This is a genomic window from Streptomyces sp. MS06 (assembly GCF_047200655.1).
Classification (GTDB): Bacteria; Actinomycetota; Actinomycetes; order Streptomycetales; family Streptomycetaceae; genus Streptomyces.
In genome coordinates this window covers 25,006-34,692 of the sequence record NZ_JBJZOJ010000077.1, presented here as the reverse complement: position 1 = coordinate 34,692, position 9,687 = coordinate 25,006, and the positions used below count along the sequence as shown (strand labels likewise).

The window sequence follows — 9,687 nt, the reverse complement described above, 5'->3', positions numbered from 1 at the left end:
CTCACGCCGGTACCTGGGAGCCCAGGGTCGATTCGACGAAGTCGGAGAAGGTGTCCACGGACAGGAAGTCGTCCGCGTCCAGCTCTTCCGGGTCGACGACCAGCCCGATGGAGTTCTCCAGCGCCATGAGCATCTCCAGCATGGTGGTGGAGTCCAGGTGCAGGTCGTCGAAGAGCCTGACCTCGCCGCTCAGCCCCGCGACGGGACGTTCCAGGACGTCGGTGAGGGCGGCTTCGATTGCCTGCACGATTGCCTGACGTTCCATGAGGTTCCTCCTGAAAGGGTCACTTGGTGGAGAGGGTGGGCTGGTCGGTCGGCTCCGCCAGGGCCGCAAGTTTCTTGCGGTCGACCTTCCCGTTGCCGTTCGTGGGGAGGGTGTCGGCCTGGACGCAGTGCCGGGGGATCTTGAAGGGCTCGATGTGCTCCCGCATCCGTTCACGTACCGCATTGGCACCGATGCCGTCGCTGACCACGACGAGTACGGCACCGCGCCGGCCTGCCGGCGGCAGGACGGCTGCGGACGTCACGCCCGGCACACGGTGCGCCGCCGCCTCCACCTCGGTCGCGCTGATCCGGAAGCCTCGCTCCTTGTACAGATCGTCGCGGCGTCCGGAGAAGTAGAGGAATCCCTGGTCGTCCAACCAGCCGTAGTCGCCGGTGTGCAGTTCCGGGAAGAGGCCGCTGGCGCGGGGGAAACGTTCGGCGTTGAGTTCCGGTCGTCGCCAGTACCCGGCCATGACGTGCGGTCCGCGGACCACGATCTGCCCGATCTCGCCAGGTGGCAGCCGCCGTCCGGCGTCGTCGATCACATGGATACTGGTGCCGGGCAGCGGAAACCCGCAGGAACCGGGGTGTTCCAGGTCGCCGTCCGGCGGCATGATCGCCGTGCGCTTACATTCAGTGAGCCCGTACATCACCTGAATGCGCAGCTGGGGGAGGGCCTGGCGCAGGGCGCTCATGGTGCTGTCCGCCAGCGCGGCGCCTGTGTTGGTAAGCAGCCTGAGGTATCTCAAGGCACCGTCGCTGCGGCGTAGCAGCCAGGCCAGCCGGTCGGCGATCGAGGGCACGCCGGGCAGCACGGTCGCTCGCGTCCGCTCCAGGTGGCGCAGCAGGGGCGGGCCGGCCTCGGTGGCTGTGGCGAGGTGCAGCCGGGCTCCGCCGAGCGCAGCGAGGAATAGTTGGTAGAGGCCGTAGTCGAAGGAGAGCGGTAGGGGGCAGAAGACGACGTCGTCGGCGCGATAGCTCAGGCAGGTGTGGATGGCTGAGGCTGCGAACAGTACCTGCTGATGGGTGCTCACCACGGCCTTTGGCAGTGCGGTCGTGCCCGAGGTGTAGATCAGGCACACCGGGTCGACGGCGAGCGTTCCTGGTGTCTTGGGTGCGTCGGGGACCGGGCGTCCGTCGTCGAGAGCGTCCCGGACCAGGTCTGTCAGGAGCCGGAAGGACACGCCATGCGCCGCGGCAGTGCGGCCCGCGTCGGCGTCGTCGGAGACCAGGAGCACAGGTTCGCAGTCACGCAGGACGTGTTCGAGCGGTTCGCCGCGCACCTCCTCATGCAAAACGCTGAAGACGGCCCCGAGCCGGGAAACGGCGTACACGAGGACCGCCGTGCCCAGGCCGTCGGCGGCGCTGACCACGACACGGTCGCCACAGCGGACTCCCGCCTCGTGCAGCGAGCCGGCCAGCCGCACGCTTGCCCGCGAAAACTCCTCGTAGGTGATACAGGCGCCGCTGGTGCTCAGGGCGACGGCCTGCGGGTCTCGCTCGGCCGCCCGGTCGAGTAGATCGTGCACCAACACGGGTAGCACGTTCATCATCACTCCTTTGCTGCGGTGGACGACACGGACGGCGCGGTTGCGATGCTGGTGGGCGGGGTCGAGTTCTCGGTACGGCGACGGCCCCGCTGGTTGGCCGGGGAGGTGCCCGGTGCCCGGGTGGTGGCCTTGTGCAGGGGAATCACCGTCGTCGCAATGGCCGTGCACACCAGTTGGGGATTGCTGAGGACTTCCACGGCGCTGTCGCCGTCCGCTGGGCGGGCCTCGATGACCTTGTGCGCCTCCAGTTGGACCACGCGGCGCAGCCGGGTCATGCGCACCAGCCGTCCGCGGGCTTCGATGTAGTCGCCCGGCCTTACCGGGGCCAGGAAGCGAATGCTGGAGTACTCGGCGAGCAGTCCCTCGTCCTGATCTGTCCGTGCGGTGATCTCGGTGATGAGATCACCGAAGATCCGCAGGATGCGGGCACCGTCTACCAGGTCTCCGCCGTAGTGAGCGTCCTCCTGGCCGATGCGTACGCGGAGGAAAGCAGATGCCTCGGCTTTCTCCTGAGTGTCCACCAGGGACATAGGGGCATCGTCCTCTCTGAGCGTTCTGGCGTGATTCGGGGCCGCCGGCGTGGCTACGGCGAGGGCCACAGCGGCAACCACGTTCTTCTTGTGGGTGATCGACAGCGCGATCGAGGTCTGGCCCAGACGCGCCGCGGGACCTCGGAGCGTGACCACCGGCGCCCCGTTCTCGGCTTGGTCAACACAGATGTCCCGGGGTGCGACGCCCCGAAGGAGCCCGGTGCCCAGCACCTTCACCACTGCCTCCTTCGCCGCGAACCGCCCGGCGAGGAACTCCAGGCGACGTTCCTCGCCCATGAGGTCGGCGCGTCGGACCTCCTCGGGGGCGTAGCTGAGGTGGAGGAACCAGGGCCGTGCGAGGAGACAGCGGAGTTCGGTTCGGTCCAAAACGTCCACACCGATACGGACCGCGATCCCGTCGACGGTTCCGGTCAAGGCATGCCCTCGCCAGCGGACGTATCGCTCTCGTAGGCGAAGTCGATGAGGTGCTGTTTGGCCAGAAGGTCCTCGGTCGTGTCCCGATCCCGGACCAGACGGGCCCGGCCCCGGTGGACCAGTACCTCGGCGGGGAAGCCGTGGCTGAGGAAGAGGCCCGGGGAGGCGGTCGGGCCATAGGCTCCCGAGCGCTCCACACCCAACAGGTCCCCGGGGACGACTTCGGGCAGCGTGACCTTCTTGGCGATGACGTCGTTCGGGGTGCACAGGGGGCCGGTCAGCGTGTAGCTGTACTCGGCAGGTTCTTCTGGGCGGTCAAGGTGCGTCACGGGAAAGTTCCGCTTGACAAAGCTGCCGATGCCAACAGCCGCCATGTGGTGGTTGGTACCGCCGTCCGCGACGACGAACCATTCGCCCCGGGACCGCTTCACGTAGCGGGCACGGACCACGTAGGTACCAGCCTCGGCGGTGAGAAAGCGACCGAGCTCCATGATCAGCCGGCAGTGCGGATGACGTGCAGCGAAGGCGCCGACTGCCTCCCGCACACCATCGCCCAGCGCAGTAAGGTCGAGGTCCTCCTCATTCTCGAAGTACGCGATGCCCAGTCCGCCGCCGAAGTCCACGGTCTCCAGGGGGACTCCCAAGTGTCCGGCAAGGTCCTCGGCCATGGACAGAATCCCAGCCGTGTTGTGCACAACGTCCGCATGGTTCAGGAATCGGGTTCCCATGTAGGCGTGCACTCCCTTGACCTGCACGTGCCGCAGCTCTGCCAGCGCGTCCTTGGCCCGGCGCACCTCTTCCTCATCGATGCCGAACTGCCGTGGCTTGCCGCCCATAGCGAGCCCCGACCCCTTGCTACCGAACGACGGATTCACCCGCAGCAGCGCGGGGTACGGCGTGCTTGCCCCTCGTTCCCATACGAGGTCTTCCAACAGGCGCAGTTCCTCCAGCGACTCACAGACCACAGCGTGGATGCCGGCGTCCACACAGGCCGCCAGATCCCGCGCATCCTTGCCAGGCCCGAGGAAGATGATGTCCTCGGGCGCTACTCCGGCCCGCAGGGCGGTGACCAGTTCGGCGTGCGAGGAGACCTCGGCGCCCGCTCCCTGGGCGGCGAGGAGGCCACACACGCTGATGTTCGGGTTGGCCTTGAGGGAGTAGAAGACATCCACCACGTCGGGAAGCTGTTCCCGCAGCCGACGGTAGGTGTCCTCGACCACATCGGCGTTGTAGACGAACAAGGGGGTGCCGAACTCCTCGGCAAGGGCCCTGGCCGTGTTGCCCTGGAACCGGGCTTGCTCGGCGCTCATGTGACGGACCTTTCTACTCACTGCCAGCCGGGCTCGTCGGCCGTCTCCTGGACGGCCGCTCCGACGGACGGGGCGATGACGACGGAACCAACCGACAAACCGGGGGAACCAGCGGGCACGCCGCTCTCGGCGGCTACTCCGATGGCGACGGCGAATACACCAGCGAAAAGGGTAGAAAGGATGCTCCTGCGCACGGCCTGATTCCTCTCGGATCACGGAGTTCATTGCCTGGCGAACACAATTCTTGGCGATTTTCTGCACCATGAAAAGAGGGATTCAGTGGGCAGAACCGTCCCTGGCCCGTATAGGTCCGGCGAGTGGCCAGTCAATCCCGCCGCTCGTCCCGCCACAGGGCCTCTGGATGCAGTAGCGGCACCTCGACTCGCCGCAGCCGCCATGCCGCGAGCACAGGGTGGCGGGCCATAGCACGCCACCACAGCAGTTCCGCCTCCGCTTCGGCGGTCGCTAGATCTGGGCAGGTCAGGAACACGCCTATGGTTGGCCACGGCTTGGCTGAGGCATGCACAGCGATGTACTCCACCCCATCCTCGCCTGTGTCGCAGCAACGGAGCAGGCAGACGATGTCATCGGGCAACCTGGACGCGCCCGGTGGCGGGTCGAGCGTGATATGAACGAGAAACATACGTCGACTATGTCGGGTTTGGATTTCTCTCACTATGCGTCACAGCTGGACGCTTAATGCCATGGCCCAAATTTCCACAGGAGCGCCGACGACTGCCCGGTAAACGGCAGCAATGAGTGCAGACCCGCCGCCGCAAGATTCGAGGACCAGCGGGCCTGCACCATTTCGTCAGCGTGCGAGCTGGGAGTAGATCAGTCGCTAACCAGCCCCCGCCGGACGGCGTGCACTCCGGCCTGGAAACGGCTACGGGCCCCCAGGTGCGCCATGAGGGCGGTGGAGATGCGGCGCGCAGTGCGGGGAGATACACCGAGTCGCTTGGCGACTGTCTCGTCGGTCGCTCCCTGTGCCAGCAACTGCAGTGCCTCTTGCTTCTGCGGAGTGAGGTCGTTGCCCAAGGGAGCCTGGGCCGAGGAGTGCAGCGGCTCGGATCTCTGCCATGTGGTCTCGAACAGGGAACACAGAGTGGTCAGTACGCCCGGTGTCCTGACGACGATCGCCCCTTCCGCAGTGTCGTCACTGTCCGTAGCGATCACAGCGGAAAGCTTATCGGCGATGATCATCCGGTTCGGCAGTGTAGGCACGGTGCGCACCTGAACGCCTGCCGAGACGAGCCACTCGGCATGAGCGACGGTGGCCGGATCGTTGCGGATGCTGTCCAAGTAGATCGTCCGTACGACGATGCCCCTGCCTAACAACTTCTCGGTCAGTGGACGCGAGCTGCGCATGTTCTCGGGCGTCTGCGGTCCGCCCGGCGCGAAGGTCATGAGCTCCGCCTCGACGGTGCTGTTCATCACCGACAGGTGGTCACGGATGTGGTCAAGGCCTTGGAGGTGCTCTACGTCATCCATCGGAGAACCCGAACCCTGACCCGCGAACTCTGAGATGAGTCTGACTGCTGCGGCCCGACTCTCCTCCAGTTGCTGCTGCTGCGCCGCGACTTCTGCCTGCTTGCGGGCCAGCAGTATCTCCATGGCCAGGTGCGGTCTGACCGCGTGCATGCGCTGCGAGTCCCCGCTCGCGCGACGGACGAGCGCCATCTCGCTGAGCCGGGTGAGTGCGGTGTACAGGGCCTGTTCAGTGAGCCCCAGTCGGTCGCACAGATCCGTCACGCCGTCGTCGGGATGCGTGAGCATCATCCGGTATACGGCATCGGTTACGGTGTCGAGTCCAAGAGCATCAAGCATGTCCTCTCGTGGCCTGAGACGGCCACGCGATCCCCCTTTGTCTCTTCAGTTGTGCACCTAACCTGATCGAACAACGATCAGCCTCGATTTGCCAGTGGGTTTCGGTCGCTTACCAGTGGACGGCGTCGCTGCGGCGGCTGCCCAAGTCCGGGGATCGCTGAAGGGCGACATTGAGCGGACCCATCGTGACTTCCTGGAGCCCTGAAGGAACACGTGCGCGTCGGCGGGGAGGACGTCAACGCCACCAGCGACCCGCAGGTGGAGGAGCCGGAATCAGGCACTGGCCGGCTGCGGGACGTCGACGTGGCTGTGCCGAGCGTCCCGCCCGTCCATGGCCCCACCCAAGCAAGCGGCGATCTCGGGCAGAGTGTCCTTGTTCCCAACGAGCCAACGCAGGTACGGCTCCGCTCCCTGGAGCAGGAGCAATGCTCAGGACTTGTGGATCGGCCTTCGGGACGGGACGCGAAGGGCGTACCTTCCCGAGTGATCTACAAGTCACCGAGTAGAGGCCCGCGTTCGCAGCGCGGGTCGGGAAGGTACGCCCGTGCTCAGCGTAGTGAATGCCGACGGTTCCACCGAGTCCGGCTCCCTGATCGACGAGATCGTCCGCGAGGGCGCCCGGCGGATGCTCGCCGCCGCGCTGGAGGCCGAGGTCAACCAGTACATAGCCGAGCTGGCCGCCGAGACGGACGCCGCGGTGCGGCGCCTGGTGGTCCGCAACGGCCACCACCGACCCCGCACCGTGACCACCGCCGCAGGTCCGGTCGAGGTCACGGCCCCGCGCGTGAACGACAAGCGGGTCGACGCGGCCACCGGCGAGCGGATGCGGTTCTCCTCGAAGATCCTGCCGCCGTGGTGCCGCAAGTCGCCCAAGGTCAGCGAGGTGCTGCCACTGCTTTACCTGCACGGCCTGTCCTCGGGGGACTTCGTGCCCGCGCTCGAGCAGTTCCTCGGCTCAGCGGCCGGGCTGTCGCCGGCCACCGTGACCCGGCTGACGAAGCAGTGGAGCGACGACCACGCCGCCTTCCAGCAGCGCGACCTTACACAGTCCGACTACGTGTACGTGTGGGCCGACGGAGTGCACCCCAAGGTCCGCCTCGGCCAGGCGCACTCCTGCGTCCTGGTCCTGATGGGAGTGCGCCTGGACGGCACCAAGGAACTGATCGCGCTGGCCGAGGAGCTGCGGGAGTCCACCGAGTCGTGGGCCGACCTGCTGCGCGACTGCCGCCGCCGGGGCATGCGTGATCCCGAGCTGGTGGTCGGCGATGGCGCGATGGGGCTGTGGAAGGCGCTGGCGGAGGTGTTCCCGGCCGCCCGCCACCAGAGGTGCTGGGCCCACAGAAGCCGTCAAGAATCAACCTGTCGGTGTGTCGTGTTCGCTCTGCGCGGCAGTGAGGAGATCGGCTGCGGGCGGTAGCGGGTGGTGGCCGGGGGCGGGAGGAGTCCACCTTCCACGAGCAGGGGTCGGATCTCGCGGATGACGTTGCCGATCAGGGATCTGCTCACGTCGCCCAACGCGTCGGCGAGGACGTCCAGAGTGCACAGTTTCCGCAGGTAGAGGACGGCGAGGATGACGCGTTCTTTGTCGCCGATCTTCTGAGGGAAGACGCCGCCGCGGCTGCCCGGCTGGCGGTCGGTGCCCCGACGCTGGTAGGAGGCGCGTTCGATCTGAGCGAGCTGGCGTGGGGCGAGACGGCGGGCGAGTGCATCCAGGTCTTCGCGGGACATGCCGGTCAGACGCGGATGGGACAGGTTCTCCATGATCCGGGTGCGCGTCGGGGTCTGGTCGGTGTCGAGGAACGTCATCAGCGCGTCCGCCGTGGTGAAGCGGGTGGGTGCGTATCCGGGCTGGTGGCCGTGGTCCTCCAGGACCCGGCGAGTCTCGGCGACGAGGTGGCCGACGCATTCGGGGGTGACCTCCAGCATGTCGCTCAGCAGCTTCATCGAGCACACTTGCCGTTGGTAAAGGAGGGTCAGCGTCACCCGGGTCGCGTCGTCGAACAGCGGCTTGCTGCCGCGTAGCTTTCCGGTGGCCCGGCGGGCGCGTCCGCCGCGCTGTTCGCTGTAGCGTTCCTGGGACCGGGCGGCCTGGAGTGGAGCCAACTCGGTGCATAGACCGGCGAGTTGCGTGCTGCTCAGTCCGGTCAGTCGCGGGTCGGCCAGACGGGCCAGGAGCGCGCGACGCCGTTCGGCGACGCCGTGTGCCTCCCCGGTGGCGGTCGGGGTCTGCGCCGTGGCGGGTTCGGGCAGCAGGGTGTAGTTCCACTGGCCGTGGACATCGTGCTTGACCAGGGGCAGGGCGGCGAATCGGTCCTTGCTGATGGCGATGCCTGTGGGGTAGTCACCGCGGTCCAGGCGGGCCTCGACACGTAGTCCGGCCCGGGTGCGGGTGGCGGCGATCGTCTCGACGACGACATCGTGGCTGGTCAGGGGGCGTCCACGCCAGTTGTGGGTGACGTGGGAGAACAACCGGTGCTCGATCTTGTTCCACTTCGAGGTGCCGGGAGGGAAGTGACAGACGGTGATAGCAAGGCCGGTCTCGGCGGCCAGTGCGGCCAGCTCGCTCTTCCAGACCCGGTAGCGGTAGCCGTTGGAGCCGCCGGCGTCCGCGGTGATCAGCAGCCGGGTGGCCTGCGGATAGTCGTCGTGCCCGCGGGCCTTCCACCAGCGGCGGATCGACTCGACGGCAAAGGTGGAGGTGTCGTGGTCGACGCCGACGTTGACCCAGCCGACGTTGCGGGCGATGTCGTAGATCCCGTACGGGATGGCCTGCTCGACGTCCGGTCCGCTGAAGAAGAAGTGGTGGTCCTCGACCTGCACCGGCTCGCCCTTCGGGCGCCACTCGCGTCCGGCCATGGGCAGGCGGCCGATCTGCTCGCGTTTCTTGGTGTCCACGCTGATCACCGGCTCGCCCGCCGCCTGGTGCTGCTTGACCTGCTCGTTGAGGTAGTGGAACTGGGCGTCGCGGTCCGGGTGTTGGGTGCCCTCGAGGGTATTGGCGTTGCCCTGCAGGCTGAAGCCGGCCTGCTTCAGCAGCCGCCCCACTGTCGGGGCGGAGACCGGGTGGCCCTGCCTGGCCAGTTCCTCGGCCAGGTGGCGCAGCGACTTCGTCGTCCAGCGCAATGGGGACTCCGGATCGCCGCGCTCATCGGGCTCAACCAGAGTCATCAGCGCGTTCACCAGGCCGGGGTCGAGTTCCTCGGCCGGTTTGCGGCCCCCGCCCTCGGCGCGGATGCGTCCGCCGGGCAGCGGCCCGACACCGGACTCCAGTTCTGCGATCCCCCGGCGCACGGTGGTCTCGCTCACGGCTGCCGCCCGGGCGGCAGCGCGTACCCCACCGTGTCCGAGCAGCCTCGCCTCGGCCGCCACAGCCAGGCGCCGCTGCCGTTCGTTCAGATGAGGCAGCAACACCGAGAAACGGCAGTCGAGTTGGGACAGCAACTCCTCCGTGATCGCCATACCAGGCCAACGAGTCGCTGATCGCGAAGCAACAGGTTGATTCTTGACGGCTTCACAAGGCCCGGAATGTCACGAACGCTCTGCCGAAGTCCGCACAGCCGGGAGCGACGAAAGCGATGCAGGAGATCTACAACGCCGAGGACCGGACGCACGCCGAGAAGGCGGTCGAGGCGTTCGCGCGCGCCTACGGCGCGAAGTTCCCCAAGGCCGTCGCGAAGATCACCGAGGACCGCGACGAGTTGCTGGCGTTCTACGACTTCCCGGTGCGCCACGAAGCATCACGATTTCGAGCGGAGGTGAAAGACCATCGCC

Annotated in this window: 7 protein-coding genes and 2 pseudogenes; 2 read left to right on the top strand and 7 right to left on the bottom strand. The window is 67.2% G+C overall.

Annotated features, from left to right (window positions below):
• Position 1: 1 nt before the first annotated feature.
• From ACL02U_RS29510 to ACL02U_RS29485, 6 genes are all read right to left on the bottom strand, one after another.
• Positions 2-265 carry a phosphopantetheine-binding protein gene (locus ACL02U_RS29510; protein WP_412794041.1) on the bottom strand — a complete coding sequence of 88 codons (264 nt, stop codon included), beginning with the start codon at positions 263-265 and terminating at the stop codon, positions 2-4.
• 19 nt (positions 266-284) lie between these two features.
• Positions 285-1,814, bottom strand: coding sequence for a class I adenylate-forming enzyme family protein (locus ACL02U_RS29505; RefSeq protein ID WP_412794040.1), 1,530 nt, complete (start codon positions 1,812-1,814; stop codon positions 285-287).
• Between the two features lie 2 nt (positions 1,815-1,816).
• Positions 1,817-2,779, bottom strand: coding sequence for a 4'-phosphopantetheinyl transferase superfamily protein (locus ACL02U_RS29500; RefSeq protein WP_412794039.1), 963 nt, complete (start codon positions 2,777-2,779; stop codon positions 1,817-1,819).
• The gene (locus tag ACL02U_RS29495; RefSeq protein ID WP_412794038.1) at positions 2,776-4,089 is read right to left on the bottom strand and encodes a diaminopimelate decarboxylase; all 1,314 of its coding nucleotides are present in this window, start codon (positions 4,087-4,089) and stop codon (positions 2,776-2,778) included. The genes ACL02U_RS29500 and ACL02U_RS29495 overlap by 4 nt, the downstream gene beginning before the upstream one ends.
• Before the next feature lie 325 nt (positions 4,090-4,414).
• Entirely contained in the window at positions 4,415-4,732 is a 318-nt protein-coding gene (locus tag ACL02U_RS29490; RefSeq protein ID WP_412794037.1) for a hypothetical protein, read from the bottom strand.
• 191 nt (positions 4,733-4,923) lie between these two features.
• Positions 4,924-5,916, bottom strand: a complete 993-nt coding sequence (locus ACL02U_RS29485) for a helix-turn-helix domain-containing protein (protein WP_412794036.1) — start codon at positions 5,914-5,916, stop codon at positions 4,924-4,926.
• Positions 5,917-6,460: 544 nt separating this feature from the next.
• Between ACL02U_RS29485 and ACL02U_RS29480 the strand changes: the two are divergent.
• Positions 6,461-7,258 (top strand): annotated as a pseudogene (locus tag ACL02U_RS29480) (IS256 family transposase); the annotation flags it as partial.
• Between the two features lie 5 nt (positions 7,259-7,263).
• Here ACL02U_RS29480 and ACL02U_RS29475 read toward each other — a convergent pair.
• Complete coding sequence (locus ACL02U_RS29475; protein WP_412794035.1) at positions 7,264-9,375, bottom strand: ISAzo13 family transposase; 2,112 nt, start codon at positions 9,373-9,375, stop codon at positions 7,264-7,266.
• A gap of 53 nt (positions 9,376-9,428) precedes the next feature.
• Between ACL02U_RS29475 and ACL02U_RS29470 the strand changes: the two are divergent.
• A pseudogene (locus tag ACL02U_RS29470) lies at positions 9,429-9,647 on the top strand (transposase); the annotation flags it as partial.
• Positions 9,648-9,687 lie beyond the last annotated feature (40 nt).

Excerpts from the sequence above, each read along its gene's own strand:
- ACL02U_RS29510 (WP_412794041.1), bottom strand. The coding sequence starts at position 265 with ATGGAACGTCAGGCAATCGTGCAGGCAATCGAAGCCGCCCTCACCGAC.
- ACL02U_RS29505 (WP_412794040.1), bottom strand. The coding sequence starts at position 1,814 with ATGAACGTGCTACCCGTGTTGGTGCACGATCTACTCGACCGGGCGGCC.
- ACL02U_RS29495 (WP_412794038.1), bottom strand. The coding sequence starts at position 4,089 with ATGAGCGCCGAGCAAGCCCGGTTCCAGGGCAACACGGCCAGGGCCCTT.
- ACL02U_RS29490 (WP_412794037.1), bottom strand. The coding sequence starts at position 4,732 with ATGTTTCTCGTTCATATCACGCTCGACCCGCCACCGGGCGCGTCCAGG.
- ACL02U_RS29485 (WP_412794036.1), bottom strand. The coding sequence starts at position 5,916 with ATGCTTGATGCTCTTGGACTCGACACCGTAACCGATGCCGTATACCGG.
- ACL02U_RS29475 (WP_412794035.1), bottom strand. The coding sequence starts at position 9,375 with ATGGCGATCACGGAGGAGTTGCTGTCCCAACTCGACTGCCGTTTCTCG.